Origin of the sequence: Enterococcus devriesei (genome assembly GCF_001885905.1) — a bacterium.
GTDB lineage: Bacteria > Bacillota > Bacilli > Lactobacillales > Enterococcaceae > Enterococcus_A > Enterococcus_A devriesei.
Genome location: NZ_JXKM01000005.1, coordinates 178,599 through 195,741 on the forward strand (window position 1 = coordinate 178,599; position 17,143 = coordinate 195,741).

Below are 17,143 nucleotides of genomic sequence, written 5' to 3' on the forward strand. Positions count from 1 at the left end.
TGTTCTTTCGAAAAAAAATCGCTTTATTACTAAAATTGTAAGTATTCGCTACCGCTAAAACAACAGGATTCCCGAATAACTTAGTAAAGCATAACCCAACAAAGAAAACGCTTTCTTTTTTATAATAAATAACCCCCGTTTTCTTATCAGGTCATTTCTTTTTATTTTTAACTTGATAAAATTCATTTATTTATAAGCTTTTATATCATGACGCAAGTTTTTTTATTTTCACTTGTCTTGCGATCCAAAATTAGAAAAAAAACACCCCTTCTCATGAATAAATCATTTCATGTGAAGAATTACTCAAATTAAAATAAAAAGAGACATGGATTTTCATCCATGTCTCTAACCTTCTTACTTAGCCTTACTCAGCTTCTTCCATAAACTGACTATTATAAAGTTGTTCGTAGAATCCGCCTTGTTCCAACAGTTCATGATGCGTTCCATGTTCAATGATATTTCCATCTTTCATGACTAGAATATGGTCCGCATCGCGAATCGTTGATAAGCGATGCGCAATCACGAAACTCGTTCGTCCTTCCATCACTCGATCCATTGCTTTTTGGATCAATCCTTCCAATCGTGTATCGACAGAACTAGTGGCTTCATCTAAAATCAAAATTTTCGGATCCGAAATGATCGCACGAGCAATCGTCAATAATTGTTTTTGTCCTAACGAAACATTGTTACCTTCTGAATTGATCTCCATCTCATAACCACCGGGCATCGTCCGGATAAAGTGATCGACGTTAGCAGTCTTAGCGGCATCTACGACTTCATAATCCGTGGCTTCCAATCGGCCAAAGCGAATGTTATCACCGATCGAACCTTCATACAGCCACGCATCTTGCAACACCATACCAAACAACGAACGGACATCGGACCGGTTCATTTCTTGCGTATTCACACCATCAATTAAAATTTTACCACTGTCGATGTCGTAAAAACGCATCAATAAATTAATCAAGGTGGTTTTCCCGGCCCCTGTCGGTCCAACGATTGCGACCGTTTCTCCCGCCTTAACTTCAAAACTCAAATCCTCGATCAATGGCTTCTTAGGATCATAGCTGAACTGCACATGGTCAAAGACGACGTTTCCTTGGAGTGGTTCTGGTAACGCTAAATCGGTCTCGTTCAACGTTTCTTCCGGTTCATCTAAGATTTCAAAGACTCGTTTTGCTGAGGCCGAAGCACTTTGAATCATGGATGACAGCTGGGTAATTTCTCCCATTGGTTGACTGACTTGCCAAATATATTGAATGAAGGCTTGCAACTGACCGACTAAGATCACACCGTGAATGACATTCCAGCTACCTAAGATCGCCATTGCAATGTACGTTCCATAAGCTGTTAATTGAACGAGTGGCTGCATCAAACTTGAGACAAAAGCCGCTCGAAAGCCGAAATGTCGTAATTGATGATTGACCTTACTAAAACCAGCTAAAGTTTCTTGCTCACGCCCATACAGCTTCAAGACACTGAAACCAGTCATGTTTTCTTGTACGTAACCATTTAACTCTCCTAAAGAATTCTGCATTCCTTGGAAATCTTTTTGAGAGACTTGGACGATCTTTCTAGAAATCACGATTGACAAAGGAATCATGATCATTGATAGCAGAGCCATCATCGGATTGATGTAAAACATCATGGCAACTGCCAGCAAGATCCCTAAAACCGCATTGATAGATTTAATGATCGCTTGTTGCATCGCATTGCTGACCGCATCTACGTCATTGGTTACCCGTGACAAAATATTTCCTTGTTGATTGCGATCAAAATACGAGACCGGTAAACGATTGATCTTGGCCTCGATATCCTCACGCAAATCTCGCATTGCGGATTGGACAACATTGGCCATTAGCCAGCCCGTCGCTAACTGGGTGCCACAATAAGCGATCCCGACAATCACAATCACGGCTAACCATTTAAATACATAATCAAAATTGACTGCTTCGCCTTGAGTAATATTTTTGCTGACCTCAGTTGTCGGCAAGCCAGTCAGATAGGGCATCCATGTGCCTAATACCAAGGTCGCCACCGCTAATACAAGAACGAGGATAAATGTTTTTTTATAAGGATTGATATAGCGCATCAATCGTTTTAAAGAAGAAGTGTATTTTTTCATGCTAATTCCTCCTTCGATAATTGTGATGCGGCAATGTCATAATAAATCGGACAGTTTTCAAGTAGCTGACGATGGGTCCCAATACCAACGACGTCTCCTTCGTTCAAAACTACGATTTTGTCAGCGTGCATAATCGTACCCACCCGCTGAGCGACAATCAGAACCGCCGCTTGCGTCGTTTCTTTTTTCAAGCGTGCTCGTAATCTAGCATCTGTTTGATAATCTAATGCAGAGAAACTGTCATCAAAAATATAAATCTCTGGTCGGCGAATCACTGCGCGAGCAATCGCCAGACGCTGCTTCTGACCACCGGAAAAATTTCCACCGCCTTCTGCCAACTCTTCTTGATAGCCATTCGGTTTTTGTGAAATAAATTCGGCCGCTTGCGCAATCTCCGCCGCTTCTTCCATTTCCGCTTGGGTGGCATCTTTTTTCCCATAACGAAGATTTTCTTCGATCGTTCCGGTGAATAATTGGGCCTTTTGCGGAATATAGCCGATTTTTTCACGTAAATCTTTTAGCCGATAGGCCCGCACATCTTGACCGTCGACTAAGACCTGTCCTTCCGTTACATCGTAAAACCGTGGGATCAACTGGATCAATGTTGATTTACCTGAACCGGTACTACCGATAAAGGCGACTGTTTCTCCCGGATTGGCGGTAAAACTGACATTACGAATTACCGGACTTTCCGCATGCCCAGGATAAGCAAAAGTTACATCTCTGAATTCCAATGTACTTTTCTCTTTTGGTTCCACAATTGCTGCTGGATTGTCTTTAATCAGCGGGTCCATATCAAAAATTTCTTGGATTCGTTGCGCAGACACATTAGCCCGTGGATACATCATAAAGACCGTTGCGAAAAGCATAAAGGAGAACAACGCATGGAAAATATATTCGATGAAGGCGATCAACGTACCAACTTCTAAACTTCCTTGATCGATCTGAATTGTCCCATTCCAAATAATCAATACCATCACAATATTAAATAGAAAGAAAAAGCCCGGCTGTGCGACCGCCATTAAGTGAAACAGGCTTTTCGAACTATTGGTGTATGCATCATTGACTAAACGGAAACGCATTTCCTCAAATTTTTCATTCACAAAGGCCCGAATCACCCGTAACCCTGAAAGATTTTCCCGCAAAATACCGTTGATATTATCCAAATTATTCTGTTGCTTGGTTGATAATGGCTCTGAATATTTCGCAATCAACAAAACGGCTAACAATAAGATTGGCAGTGCCAACAGCACATAAATTCCTAAGCCGGGACTGGTTCGCATAATCAAATACAAACTCATCCCAAACATCATTGGCGTCATAAACCCGGTCGTTAAAATATTTTGCATAAACAACATGATTTGATAGGCATCGTTTGTCGCTCGTGTAATCAAGGAAGGTACCCCGATTTGTTCATATTCTGAATGAGAAAAATTCTGGACTTTCTCAAACAAATCATCTCGAATCGCCGCTACCATGCGAGAGGTGATCTGAGAGCTGAAATAACGCAAAGAAATACTCATAATGATTCCAACGACTGTAATTGCAATCATTACCATTCCCATCCTCTGAACATAGCTGAAATCGTTATTCCCAATCCCCTTATCGATCATCATGGCCAAAATTGTCGGCAGCCCCAATTCGATTAAAATAAATCCAAATACACTGATGAAATCAAAAAATAATAACTTTTTGTAGCGCCAAGTATACCGCAACATCAACTTCATTTTTTCTCGCCTCTTTCTATACCGTAATGTCTCCAATATAGCATAAATAAAAAACTTTCGCCTAAGAGGAAATTGTTTTTTTATACTCAACTTTTTTTACTTTCTGAAATTTTCTTAGGAAACCTCATTTCACTTCCTAGTTTCTATACTTCTGATTTATTCTGTGATAAACTACAAGTAATTGTTGTAAGAACAACCCAAAGTACGGTGAAATTGTTTTTTCAAGCAAGAAGCAAAGACGAGGCTTCTTCTCAGCGCTTTCGCACAAGCTAAGACGTTGAGCATTAGGAAAGGCTTTCTGAACTCCATCCGCTTTTAAACAATCCGATCAAAATTTTGTTCAGTCGTAACTTAGACTTACCAAAATTTTCGCTTATTGTGAAAAAAGCTTGTTCGTAAAGCTAGACGTAAAAAAACAGGTGGCACCCGCCCCTCATTTTGTCGTGGAAAAAATTGCTATTAAGCAAATAAAGGAGATAGATTCATGATTTACAAAGTTTATTATCAAGAAACCAAAGAGCGCAATCCAAAACGTGAACAAACTCAATCAATTTATGTCGAAGCTGACAACGAAGAAATGGTTCACAACTTATTACGTGATAACACCCCATATAACGTGGAATATATCCAACTTTTAGAAGGCAATCATTTAGAATACGAAAAAGAAAATGCCGACTTCAAGTTAGCGGAGTTCTAATATGAAACTTTCGCTAAAAAACAATGAAACTGGTGTCTTTGCCATTGGTGGATTGGGCGAAATCGGAAAAAATATGTATGGGGTTCAATTCCAAGATGAAATCATCATTATTGATGCCGGAATAAAATTTCCAGAAGATGATTTATTAGGGATTGATTATGTCATTCCTGATTTCAGTTACGTTACCCAAAATATCAACAAAGTCAAAGCACTCGTTATTACTCACGGTCATGAAGACCATATCGGCGGAGTACCCTACTTATTAAAGCAGGCCAATATTCCGATTTATGCAGGAGCTTTAGCTTTAGCTTTAATCAAAAATAAATTAGACGAGCATGGTTTGCTGCGGGATGCCGAACTACACGAGATCAATGAAGATTCCGTAATTCGTTTCCGCAAAACATCCGTCAGCTTTTTCCGGACAACCCACAGTATCCCTGATCCATTAGGTGTAGTTGTGAAGACACCTTCTGGAAACATCGTAGAAACGGGCGACTTCAAGTTCGATTTCACACCAGTCGGAGAACCTGCTAATCTTCATCGCATGGCTAAACTTGGTGAAGAAGGCGTCTTATGTCTACTTTCTGATAGTACCAATGCAGAGGTTCCAACCTTTACCAAATCAGAGCAGACGATTGGTCAATCAATCTTACGAATCGTAGAAAAAGTCGATGGTCGGATTATTTTTGCCACCTTCGCTTCTAACATTTCTCGTTTGCAACAAGCTGCATCTGCCGCCGTTGCGACCGGTCGAAAAATCGCGGTCTTTGGTCGCAGCATGGAAAATGCCATCGTCAACGGTCAAAAATTAGGCTACATTACTGTACCTGATGGGACCTTTATCGATGCTCATGAAATGAATCAATTGCCAGCCAATGAAGTTATGATTTTATGTACCGGCTCGCAAGGTGAACCTATGGCGGCTCTTTCCCGGATCGCTAACGGGACCCATCGTCAGATTCAAATCCAACCAGATGATACGGTGATCTTTTCAAGCTCACCAATCCCTGGGAATACGACCAGCGTCAACCATTTGATCAATCTGCTGTCCGAAGCCGGCGCCGAAGTAATTCATGGAAAAGTCAACAATATCCATACTTCCGGACACGGTAGTCAGCAAGAACAAAAATTGATGTTGCGCTTAATGAAACCAAAATATTTTGTTCCTATCCATGGTGAATTCCGGATGCTGAAGATCCATACTGGCTTGGCCCAAGACACCGGTGTCCCAGAAGAAAATTGTTTCTTGATGGAAAACGGTGATATGTTGGCCCTAACAGCTGATAGCGCTCGCCGCGCCGGTCACTTCACTGCGACCGATGTTTATGTTGACGGCAGCGGGATCGGTGATATCGGCAATGTCGTTCTCCGTGATCGTCGAATTCTTTCGGAAGAAGGATTGGTTTTGGCGGTAGCGACTGTTGATATTGAGAAAAAAGAAATTTTAGCTGGTCCAGACATCTTATCCCGCGGATTCGTTTATATGCGTGAATCAGGTGAAATGATCAACGAAGGCCAACGGATTTTATTCCATGCGTTACGAGAAGCGCTGAATGAAGGCAATTGCAATGAATCGAAGCTTAAAAATGCAATGGTCGGTGCCTTACAACCGTTCTTATTTGATCAAACAGAACGTCATCCGATGATTCTGCCAATGATCATGACTCCAGATAATTAATCGAAAGCACCTATCTGTTTTACAGATAGGTGTTTTTTTATTTTGATTGACTAATAAGGTTTCTCTTTTAATTCTTATCTAATCATCCTTTTTACGCAAAATAAATTATTTTTTTCTTATAAACGCGTTAAATTCGATTGACAATTTGCTTTTTTATTTGCACAATGAAAGTTAGATAAAAAGGCGCATTAACTATCACTAGTTATTTTAAAAACAATTCAAATCAAGATAAAGGAAGATTAACAATGGTAAGAACACAACGCGTTCATCGGAGCCACATCATTGACGGCGCCTATCAGCTGATTCTCAATGAGGGCTTTAAGAAATTTCACGCTCGTAATATCGCTCAGCACATCTCCTGCTCGACACAGCCAATCTATCGTGAGTTTGAGAATTTGGCTGAATTGAAGGCGGTACTAAAAAATCGTATCTTAGTGAAGTACACGGATTTTTTAGACGATCAAGACCCTAAAAATCTACGAGCATTGTCCGCCACCATCGTGAATTACGCGACGGACTACCCTGAAGAGTTTTACCGCTTTTTCTTACAGGATTCTGAAACGATCCAAGCCGTTAAAGAAGTAACCTATACTTTCTTTACAACCATCTGCGCAGAAAAAGAGCATCCTCATGCTTTTGATTTCTTTTGGCAGTATTGTATTGGAAAAGCTGCTTTGGCGATAAACAATGCCAATCACACGGAAACGTTGGAGGAAGATTTATTTTTTCAAAGCTTCCTTAGCTAAAACTCAAAAATAAAATAAACAAAAAAAGCCTTAGAGAATTTTCTCTAAGGCTTATCGTTTTATTATGCTTTGTTAACGTTAGTTGCTTGAGGTCCGCGATCGCTTTCTTCAACATCGAAAGTTACTGCTTGTCCTTCTTCTAATGTTTTGAAGCCGTCGCCTTGGATTGCTGAGAAATGTACGAATACATCGCTGCCATCTTCGCGAGTGATGAAGCCAAAACCTTTTTCTGCGTTAAACCATTTTACTGTTCCGTTTTCCATGAATAAAATCCTCCTCGTGCTTTAGCACTTATTGATTGTAACATTGCCAGCCTACGAAAAGGGCATCGTCTATATACCAACTCGTATCTAAAACAAAATTACACTAATATTTTAACATTGGTGTTATTCTCTGCGCAAGGGTTTTCAATCTCTACTTTAAGTACTTTTCTTCACGCAAACTGAAATATTTGGTTTCTCCGGTGATAATATGGTCCAATAATTCGATTCCCATCATCTCACCACACTCCCTCACCCGTTCTGTAAACTCTAAATCATTTTGCGAAGGGATTGGGTTTCCTGAAGGATGATTATGACCTAAAACTACTCGAGCCGCGCTGATTCGCACTGCTTCACGAAAAATTTCTCGTGGATGAGCGATACTTTGATTTAGCGAGCCGATAAAAAGTGTTTTTTGCGAAATGATCTCATTTTTGGTATTGAGAAAAAAAGCGACCAGATGCTCTTGCTGATAATCCTTCAACTCACTAATCAACTGCTGTCCTAATGAAAGACTCGACTGAACCCTTCCCATTTTTGGCTGCAGTGCACAATTGATTCGGTAGCCAAATTCCATCATCGCTTTTAATTCGATCGCTCGTGTCTCGCCAATTCCCTTGAATTGCTGTAACTCTTGCACGGTCGCTTGTTTTAATTCATATAAGCTTGGAAAGGTTCGTAAGATTGTTCCGGCTAATTCCATAACATTTTGCTGACGCGAGCCGTTCCGTAAAATAATCGCCAATAATTCTTGGTCCGATAAATGTTTTTCACCAGTTCGCAACAGACGTTCCCGCGGCCAGGAACTTTCCGGTAGCTCTTGCAACAATAAACTTTTTTCCATAAAAAACTCCTTTACCTACTTTTCTTTAAAGTACGCAAAGGAGTCAACGTTATGCTTCTAAAAAGTCAATCACCTGATGTAAGGTGGGTAGTACCGCTACTGTCTTTGCTTCTAATTCGCTAGTTGGCGCAACAATATCCGGAACCATCACCACTGGTACCCCCGCACCTTCTGCTGCTAGAATCCCATTTTTAGAGTCCTCTAAGACTAGGCCGTCTGCCGGATTAATCCCCAAGCGATCTGCAGCGATCACAAAAATTTCTGGATCAGGTTTCGCAAACTTTACATCTTCGGCTGAGACGATATCAGAAAATTTGTCGCGAATGCCAGCATGCTCCAATAATATTTCAATGACTGGTCGCACATTGCTAGAGGCCAACACACGCGGGATATTCTTTTCTTCCAAATAGGTTAGTAACTCATGAACGCCTGGCTTCAAATCAACCTCGCCTGTTTTGAAGCGGTCATGAGCCAGCCCCCAGCTTTCATCGATGAATTTTTGAACCGTCGCTTCACCATGGTCCGCGTACATTTCATGGAGCGCAGCCCAGACTTCTTCGTCCGAGATCCCAATGAAACGCTTGTAGGTCTCTTTAGTGAAGGGGATGTCATATTTTTCAGCTACTATTAAATTAGCGTCCTGATAAATCGACTCTGTATCAAACAACAACCCATCCATGTCAAAAATAATTCCCTTAGTTTTTTTCATCGCTTCCTCCTATATTTAATAATAATTGACGTACTTCAGAGACGAAGTACAACGATCCTGTAATTAAAAGTAAATCATCCTCTGCCATATCCTCCAACAATTCCCCCAACCCAAATTGCCATAGCGAAACGACGCTAAACTGATTATTTTCCCGATCATCATAGCGGGCGAGATCCATTGCCTTAGGATATTCAAAGGTGGTTAAATAAATCCGTACATTGGGAATTTCTTGTAACAACGCAAGCATTTGATCAATATCTTTTGTCTCTAAGGCCGAAAACAACACTTTGACATTGTAATTACGAAATTCTTTTTTAACATTTTCTACTAAACGCTTCATAGCGTGGCTGTTGTGAGCACCATCCATTACGATCAATGGCTCATCGCTGACCTTCTCCATCCGAGCCGGCCATTGGGCATTAGCTAAGCCTTTTTGAACTGTTTTCTCGTCAAAAGGTAGCCGCTGTTGTTCACAATACAAGCGGAACAGCTCGATAGCGACTCCCGCATTTTCTACTTGATGCCGGCCTAAAAGTGGGACTTTCAACGAAGAAAGCTTGCCCGCTTGGTCGTTAAAGGTAAATAGTTCTCCCCACGTTGGATCAGGGTGTAAATAGTTGACGGTATATTCTTTGCCATAGCGATACATCCGGGCTGTTTCGGCTGCGGCTTTTTCAGTAATCTCAATTAGTGGTCCTTTATTAATTTTACCAGTCACAACAGGAATATTTTTTTTGATAATGCCCGCTTTTTGAAAGGCGATCTCATTTAACGTATCCCCTAAAATGTCCATATGATCATAGCCGATCGTCGTGATTGCCGTCAACATTGGCTCCACAATGTTGGTTGAATCTAATAAGCCGCCTAAGCCGACTTCCACCACCGCTACGTCTACTTCTTTAGTCAAAAAATAATCCAACATCATAGCCGTTAAAATTTCAAATTCAGTGATGCCATTGATTTCTGGCTGCTGATCCAATTCTTCCACTAAAGGTTGGAATTTTTCCACCAACTGAATCAAATCCTGATCACTGATTGGCTTCGCGTCGATCGCGATTCGTTCGTTAAACTCTTCGATATAGGGGGAAGTAAAGCTCCCTACCGTCACTCCTGCTTCAATTAACAAACTGCGTAAATAAGCCACGGTAGAACCTTTACCGTTGGTTCCGGCAATATGGATCACGTGAACCTTTTTTTCGGGATTGTCTACTTTGTTTAATAATGCTTGCACGCGTTCCAGCCCTGGTCTTGAGCCAAATTTTTGGCGGCTGTGAATCCAAGCAATCGCTTCTTTTATCGTCAAGATTTCTCGCCTCATTTATTCTTCAACTTTTTTATATTTCTATTCGTTCTCTTGCCTCTCTAGTATAGCAAAATTTATCTGAGAAAGATTGTCTCGCGCAAAAAAGCAGAGCCTGTGACAAAAATCTTGTCACAGGCTCTGTTTACGAGTAAACGGCGTTCCAGTAGTAGTTTCTTGCTTGAAGCTAACCACTTCTATCACGGCCTCAAGAAAATATTATGAAATCGTACGCAAGCTTTCGATTCGATCTTGTACGGCCGCTTGTTTTTCTAAATAATCTTTTTCTTTCGCCCGTTCTTCATCAACGACCGCTTCAGGCGCGTTGGCTACAAAACGTTCATTGGCTAATTTTCCTTGAACTCGTTTGACTTCGCCAGTCCATTTAGCTAATTCTTTTTCCAGACGTTTGATTTCTTCTTCGATATTGATCAAGCCAGCCAGTGGCAGATAAATTTCAGCTCCGGTTAAAACGGCTGACATCGCTAAATCAGGCGCAGTAATATCGCTAGCAATAGTCAACTCTTCTGGATTACAAAAACGCTCGATATAGCTTGTATTTTCGATTAAGAACGCTTCAACCTTAGGGTCACTAGTTTTGATCAGCAAAGTGATTGATTTTGAAAGCGGCGTATTCACTTCAGCCCGAATGTTCCGAACCGAGCGGATCAATTCCTTCAAGACTTCCATGCCCTTCGCGGCTGTCTCATCGTTGTTCTCCGGTTGAACCACCGGATAATCAGCGATGACTAATGATTCGCCGGTATGTGGTAGTTTCGCCCAAATTTCTTCCGTCACAAATGGCATGATTGGATGCAATAGGCGCAATGTTTGATCCAAGACATGGACTAAGATACTCTTGTTGGTTTTCTTAGCCGCTTCGTCTTCACCGTAAAGAATTTCTTTACTCATCTCGATATACCAGTCACAGAAATCATCCCACATGAAGTTATACAATTGACGTCCGGCTTCGCCAAATTCAAATTGGTCAAAAAGACTCGTCACTTTTTCAATCGTTTCATTCAAGCGAGTCAGAATCCAACGATCGGCAACCGTCTTCTTACCAGAGAAATCAATATCTTCTGCCGTGAAATCCTCCACGTTCATAATCACGAAACGAGAGGCGTTCCAGATTTTATTGATAAAGTTCCAGGCAGCGTCCATTTTTTCATAACTGAAGCGCACATCTTGACCTGGTGCAGAACCAGTGGATAAGAACCAGCGTAAGGCATCTGCACCATATTTTTCGATGACATCCATTGGATCAATTCCGTTGCCCAAAGATTTACTCATTTTACGGCCTTGTTCATCACGAATCAACCCGTGGATCAGCACATTTTTAAATGGTCGTTCGTCCGTGAACTCCAAACTTTGGAAGATCATACGGCTGACCCAGAAGAAAATAATATCGTAGCCAGTGACTAACGTGCTGGTTGGGAAGTAGCGCTTATAATCTTCACTGTCTTCATCTGGCCACCCCATCGTAGAAAACGGCCATAAAGCAGAGCTAAACCACGTATCCAAAACATCTGGATCTTGTTCCCAATTTTCGCTGTCGGCAGGAGCATCCATACCTACATACATTTCACCGGTTTCTTTGTGATACCAGGCAGGGATCCGATGACCCCACCATAATTGACGAGAGATTACCCAATCATGAACATTTTCCATCCAAGTCATAAAGGTATTGTTGAAGCGTGGTGGGAAAAATTCTACCGCATTGTCTGTTGCTTGATTTTTCACCGCTTGATCAGCAAGAGGTGCCATCTTAACAAACCATTGGGTTGATAAGCGCGGTTCCACAACGACACCTGTTCGCTCTGAATGTCCGACACTGTGAACCATTTTTTCGACTTTAATCAAACGACCGATCTCTTTCAAATCAGCGACGATCGCCTTACGAGCTGCGAAGCGATCCATCCCAGCATATTTGCCAGCCAGTTCATTCATGCTGCCATCTGGATTCATTACATTTACTCGCGGTAAGTCATGACGATTACCCACCTCAAAGTCATTAGGGTCATGAGCCGGTGTAATTTTCACGGCACCCGTCCCAAATTCACGATCCACGTAACTATCAGCGATGATTGGGATTTCTTTGTCCAACAATGGTAAAATCGCTTTTTTACCAATCAAATCTTTATAGCGATCATCTTCTGGATGAACCGCGATTGCTGTATCGCCTAGCATTGTTTCCGGACGCGTCGTTGCGATTTCTAGCACACCACTGCCGTCAGCTAATAGATAAGAAACATGGTAGAAGGCGCCTTCCACGTCTTTATGAATCACTTCAATATCTGATAAGGCTGTTTTTGCTTGCGGGTCCCAGTTAATAATATATTCACCGCGGTAAATTAAATCCTTTTCGTATAAAGAAACGAAAACCTTACGAACCGCATCTGACAACCCATCATCCAGAGTAAAACGTTCACGGCTATAATCCAGCGATAAGCCTAGCTTCGCCCATTGTTCACGGATGTGTCCAGCATATTCTTCTTTCCATTCCCAAACTTGATCGACAAATTTTTCACGACCAAGATCATAACGGGAAATCCCTTGTTCCCGCAATTTTTCTTCTACCTTTGCTTGAGTTGCGATACCGGCATGGTCCATTCCCGGCAACCATAACGTGTCAAAGCCTTGCATCCGTTTTTGGCGAATGATCATATCTTGTAAAGTCGTATCCCATGCATGGCCTAAATGCAATTTCCCCGTTACATTTGGCGGCGGAATCACGATCGAGTAAGGTTTCGCCTGTTTATCTTCTGACGGCTTGAATAAATCTTGATCTAACCATTTTTGGTAACGACCCGCTTCAACTTCTTGCGGATTGAATTTTGTTGGTAAATTTTCAGTCATAACTGTTCCTCCTAAAATTGATTGATAAAAGTTTTGGCTCGGTTCGTTTGCGGATAAAGCTGGCCGACAGCTAGCTCAAAAAAAATCTTTATCTTCGAACGCATATGATGAGACTAGACTGCAGGCACGCCGTATTGAATCAAACATGGATGTCGATTTTAAGCTAGATAAACTGCAAAAAGCCTCACTCGCAAAAAAAAGTCCTAAAACACAAATGTGTTTTAGGACGTAAATTACGCGGTACCACCTAAATTGCAGAAAAATTTTCTGCCGCTCAAGCATGTGTTAACGGTCATGTGCCGTGCGTTCCTACTGATTTCAAAACGCAAACTCCCAAGCTACCTTCTGTAAGTCAAAGTGAAAATGTTGCAGCAGATCATTTTCTCTCTAAAACATTTGAGCTTACATACTCTTCTTGATCATCGTATGAATCATTCTACAATGAACTTGAAAACTTGTAAAGCCTTAGCGAGCTTATTGACCATCAAAATAAATCAAGGTCTGCAATTCCGAAGTTAAATCGATATAGTGAACATGCACATTTTCTGGGACCTTCAAGGGATCAGGGGCAAAGTTTAAAATAGCCGTAATACCACTCGCCACCACTTGATCGATGGCACCTTGAGCAAACTGGCTAGGAACCGTTGAGATTGCCACCGTAATTTGCTTTTCTTCTAAGACCTCGCTTAACTCTTCAATAGAATAAATTGGATAGCCGCAAATCTCTGTGCCGACTTTCTCCGGATCATTATCAAAAGCGCAGACAATATTTAAATTCTCATTCCGTCTAAAATTATTATTCAGCAAGGCTTGGCCCAAATTTCCACAGCCGATTAAGGCAATTCGTTTTTCTTCTTTCGTCTCCAACATGTCGCTGAAAACTTTGATTAAGTCATTGACATCATAGCCATATCCACTGCGTCCCAGCTCGCCAAAATGTGAGAAATCACGGCGAATCGTCGCCGAACCAACTTGGGTCATTTTGCTAAGCTCAGAAGACTTCACGCGATTGACACCATTTTTTTCTAAATTTTTTAAGCAACGCAAATACAATGAAAGACGTTTCGTCGTTGCTTTTGAGAGAACGGGTTTTTCAATTATGCGGTCCATAATGACGCTCCTTTGTTAAAAGTTTCACATAAATAATTTTAGCATGAATGTTTTTGTTTAACAATCCTTTGTCAAAAAAAAGCGCCAAATGTTGCAAAAGAGCAAGAAATCGATTTCGATTTCTTGCTCTTTTTTAATTATAATAAGTCAGCAAATTCTTCCTTTTTTCCGCTTTGCTGCGGTGTAATTTCTTCAACTTTCAGCCCCGCTAAGCAACGAGCCATCATGCCTTCAATATCAAACCGTTCTTCCAACTCCAGAACTTTTTCCAAATTTGGACGCGTCTTTGGTTGCGGCGGTGCAAAAATCGTACAACAATCTTCAAAGGGCTGAATCGCTAATTCAAATGTGTCAATCTTTTCAGCCAGCTCGATGATCTCTGTCTTATCCATCGTTACGACTGGTCGAATAATTGGCGTCGTAGTCACTTCATTGATCGCTACCATACTATGAAGCGTTTGAGAAGCCACTTGCCCAAGTGATTCACCGTTGATGATCACCAACCCGTGACGCCTTTCCCGAATCGCATCTGTCAAACGCAACATCATCCGACGAGTCAGCGTCATCCAATAGCCTTGAGGACTGCGTTTCTTGATTTCTTCTTGAATCTCGGTAAATGGTACTTCGATAAATTGGATGCCCCCAACGTATGGTGTTAACTTTTCAGTTAAATCTTTGGCTTTTTGCAAGGCTTGTTCACTTGTGTAAGGTGGACTAGCAAAATGAACGGCTTCAATCTCAACGCCTCGTTTCATCGCTAAATAACCTGCTACCGGTGAATCGATCCCACCAGAAAGCATCAGCATTCCTTTACCACTCGTACCTACAGGCAACCCGCCAGCCCCTTTGAGCGTCTCATAAGATAGATAAGCACTGTCGCGGCGAATCTCAACCCGTAAATTAATATCTGGCCGTTTCATTTGAGCCTTGATTTCTGGACAAACATCCATTACTGCATCGCCTAAATATTGTTGCAAGCCATGGCTATCTAATTCAAAATCATGGTCGCTGCGTTTGGCGGTAATCTTGAAGGTTTCTTTGCCTGTGTAGATTTCTTCCATGATTTGTTGAGTCATTTGTTTCAAAGCTTCAAGATTTTTTTCTACTTGAATGCTGGGTGAAAAAGTTTGAATACCAAAAACTTTTTTTAATTTTGGCAGCACCAAACTGCTATCTTCACCATTTAATAAGATATGCATTCGGTCGCGATCCGCGTGAATTTTCAAGCCAGGAAATTCCATTAGCGCTCCGCGGACATTTTGCGCCAGCTGCATAATGAAGCTGCGACGATTTTTGCCCTTCGTCGACAATTCGCCATAACGCACCATAATTTCAGTATATTGCAAGATGATTCTCCTTTTTCGTATTATTGTATTTATTTTTCCTAAGTTAAGGAAAAATAAGTTTTATTCTCAAGCCGTATATCATTCAGCTATACTTTCTTCTTCGATTATCGCTTTTAGAGCCCTTGTTGAGAGCTGCTTAAAATTGATTCTGCAAAAAGCTGAACTGAAATCCTTGTTCGTATTATTGAATTTATTTTTCCAAGTTCGGAAAAATAAGTTCAATTCTCCAACCGTATGGAATTCCCTAATTAATTTTTGAAAATTTATCATACAGATGGTTGAAGACGACCATGAATTGTTCGGCCTCCGCCATCGTATTGGCTTCGTCTAAGCTGACACGAACGGCCGTTGTCGCTACATCATGAGGCACATTCATCGCATGCAAAGTCGAACTATCAACTTTTTTACGGCTCGAGCAGGCACTGGTTGTCGAAACAAAAATTTGTTTTTCTTCCAAGGCATGGACTAAAACCTCACCGCGAATACCTTTGATTCCAAAAGTCAAAATATGCGGCGCAAAGTTCTCGTCACCTGAAAAAATCGTCACCTTATCATAACTAGCTAAAGCTTCTTTCAAATACTGACGGATAATCTTTGTATGATTTGGACGTTCGGCTTGTTTTTCTAAATGCATCCGTAAAGCGCGGCTCATGGCAACGATTCCCGGCACATTTTCGGTCGTAGCTCGTTGGCCGCTTTCTTGTCCACCACCATTTAAAAGTGGTGCTAATTTTTTTCCAGCTTTCCAATAAATAAACCCGACTCCTCGAGGGCCATGAAATTTATGGGCTGAGAAAGTTGCGAAGTCCACCCGTGGAGTTAACCATTGCGCTTGATCAACTTTTCCGATTGCTTGGACCGCATCCACATGAAAATGAATCGTCGGATAGTCCGCTAAAACCTCACTAATTGCTTCAATCGGCTGGATTGCTCCCATTTCATTGTTGACACCCATCACGGAGACAAGAATCGTTTCTGGACGAATCAACGCAGCTAGTTCCTCGACTTTTACAAAGCCTTTCTTATCAACTGGAGCAATACTTACTTCAAATCCCAGTTCTTTCAATTGATTGGCCGTGCGGCTGACCGCTGGATGTTCAACGCTAGAAATAATAATATGATTGCCATATTCACGTTTTGTGATAGCAGTGCCTTTCAAGACCCAATTATCGCCTTCCGTACCACCACTGGTAAAGAAAATCTCATTGGCTTGTACCTCTAAAAGCTCGGCGATTTGCTTGCGAGCCTGTTGCAGCAAACGATTCGCTTGTGTCCCTAAATCATGAAGACTAGAGGGGTTGCCGATAATACGTTGGCTAGTTTTAACATATGTATCAAGTGCTAACGGATAAATCGCAGTTGTTGCACTATTATCAAAATAAATCATTCTCTGACCTTCCTTCAAAAATTCTTTCCTATTATAGCGGGTATACTGGAAGTCTTCAAGTATTCCTTACAAATAGATAGTTTTCTTAAATACCAAATGGAGATTGTGGTGATTGATGGAAAAATTTTTTGTTTTCTCAGAACATACAATTTCACTAATCACGCTAAAGAATGAAGATGGACTGACAGCTAACTCCGCAGTAAAGAACCCATTTTTCAAAAGCATGAAAAATGGGTTAATTGTCGTTTCGCATACGATTTTTCTAACCTGCTAAAGTCGCTAGAAAAACTAGCAGCTACCTCCATAACAAAGAGTACCTTTTTCAAAAACACGAAAAATGTTTTAATCGTCGTTT

The 17,143-nt window shown here is 41.2% G+C and carries 13 protein-coding genes and 1 other annotated feature; of the genes, 3 read left to right on the forward strand and 10 right to left on the reverse strand.

Features of this window, described 5'->3' with window-relative positions; genetic code table 11:
* Positions 1-364: 364 nt before the first annotated feature.
* Together RV00_RS09275 and RV00_RS09280 are read right to left on the reverse strand one after the other, a co-directional pair.
* On the reverse strand, positions 365-2,125 hold the full coding sequence (locus tag RV00_RS09275; RefSeq protein WP_071862322.1) for an ABC transporter ATP-binding protein: 1,761 nt from the start codon (positions 2,123-2,125) through the stop codon (positions 365-367).
* Positions 2,122-3,852 (reverse strand): ABC transporter ATP-binding protein, encoded by a 1,731-nt coding sequence (locus RV00_RS09280; RefSeq protein ID WP_071862323.1) that lies wholly within the window; start codon positions 3,850-3,852, stop codon positions 2,122-2,124. The genes RV00_RS09275 and RV00_RS09280 overlap by 4 nt, the downstream gene beginning before the upstream one ends.
* A gap of 484 nt (positions 3,853-4,336) precedes the next feature.
* Between RV00_RS09280 and RV00_RS09285 the strand changes: the two genes are divergently transcribed.
* The 3 genes from RV00_RS09285 to RV00_RS09295 all read left to right on the forward strand — a co-directional run bounded on the left by RV00_RS09285 (position 4,337) and on the right by RV00_RS09295 (position 6,973).
* Entirely contained in the window at positions 4,337-4,549 is a 213-nt protein-coding gene (locus RV00_RS09285; RefSeq protein WP_071862324.1) for a DNA-dependent RNA polymerase subunit epsilon, read from the forward strand.
* Position 4,550: 1 nt separating this feature from the next.
* Positions 4,551-6,227, forward strand: coding sequence for a ribonuclease J1 (gene rnjA, locus RV00_RS09290; protein ID WP_071862325.1), 1,677 nt, complete (start codon positions 4,551-4,553; stop codon positions 6,225-6,227).
* 245 nt (positions 6,228-6,472) lie between these two features.
* The gene (locus tag RV00_RS09295) at positions 6,473-6,973 is read left to right on the forward strand and encodes a TetR/AcrR family transcriptional regulator (RefSeq protein WP_071862326.1); all 501 of its coding nucleotides are present in this window, start codon (positions 6,473-6,475) and stop codon (positions 6,971-6,973) included.
* Positions 6,974-7,035: 62 nt separating this feature from the next.
* On the opposite strand, the gene RV00_RS09300 is transcribed toward RV00_RS09295, so the two are convergent.
* The 8 genes from RV00_RS09300 to RV00_RS09340 all read right to left on the reverse strand — a co-directional run bounded on the left by RV00_RS09300 (position 7,036) and on the right by RV00_RS09340 (position 16,788).
* Positions 7,036-7,236 (reverse strand): cold-shock protein, encoded by a 201-nt coding sequence (locus tag RV00_RS09300; RefSeq protein ID WP_071862327.1) that lies wholly within the window; start codon positions 7,234-7,236, stop codon positions 7,036-7,038.
* A 151-nt stretch (positions 7,237-7,387) separates the two neighbouring features.
* A complete protein-coding gene (gene radC / locus RV00_RS09305; protein WP_071862328.1) occupies positions 7,388-8,077 on the reverse strand; it encodes a RadC family protein in 690 nt (229 codons plus the stop codon).
* 49 nt (positions 8,078-8,126) lie between these two features.
* Positions 8,127-8,786: an HAD family hydrolase gene (locus RV00_RS09310; protein ID WP_071862329.1), complete on the reverse strand. Its 660-nt coding sequence runs from the start codon at positions 8,784-8,786 to the stop codon at positions 8,127-8,129.
* The gene (locus tag RV00_RS09315) at positions 8,773-10,104 is read right to left on the reverse strand and encodes a bifunctional folylpolyglutamate synthase/dihydrofolate synthase (RefSeq protein ID WP_071862330.1); all 1,332 of its coding nucleotides are present in this window, start codon (positions 10,102-10,104) and stop codon (positions 8,773-8,775) included. The genes RV00_RS09310 and RV00_RS09315 overlap by 14 nt, the downstream gene beginning before the upstream one ends.
* A 201-nt stretch (positions 10,105-10,305) precedes the next feature.
* Complete coding sequence (locus RV00_RS09320; RefSeq protein ID WP_071862331.1) at positions 10,306-12,945, reverse strand: valine--tRNA ligase; 2,640 nt, start codon at positions 12,943-12,945, stop codon at positions 10,306-10,308.
* A gap of 219 nt (positions 12,946-13,164) precedes the next feature.
* Positions 13,165-13,377, reverse strand: a binding site (T-box leader).
* Between the two features lie 42 nt (positions 13,378-13,419).
* Entirely contained in the window at positions 13,420-14,055 is a 636-nt protein-coding gene (locus tag RV00_RS09325; RefSeq protein ID WP_071862332.1) for a redox-sensing transcriptional repressor Rex, read from the reverse strand.
* A gap of 137 nt (positions 14,056-14,192) precedes the next feature.
* Entirely contained in the window at positions 14,193-15,401 is a 1,209-nt protein-coding gene (gene thiI, locus RV00_RS09330; protein ID WP_071862333.1) for a tRNA uracil 4-sulfurtransferase ThiI, read from the reverse strand.
* A 244-nt stretch (positions 15,402-15,645) separates the two neighbouring features.
* Positions 15,646-16,788, reverse strand: a complete 1,143-nt coding sequence (locus RV00_RS09340; RefSeq protein WP_071862335.1) for a cysteine desulfurase family protein — start codon at positions 16,786-16,788, stop codon at positions 15,646-15,648.
* Positions 16,789-17,143: the final 355 nt, after the last annotated feature.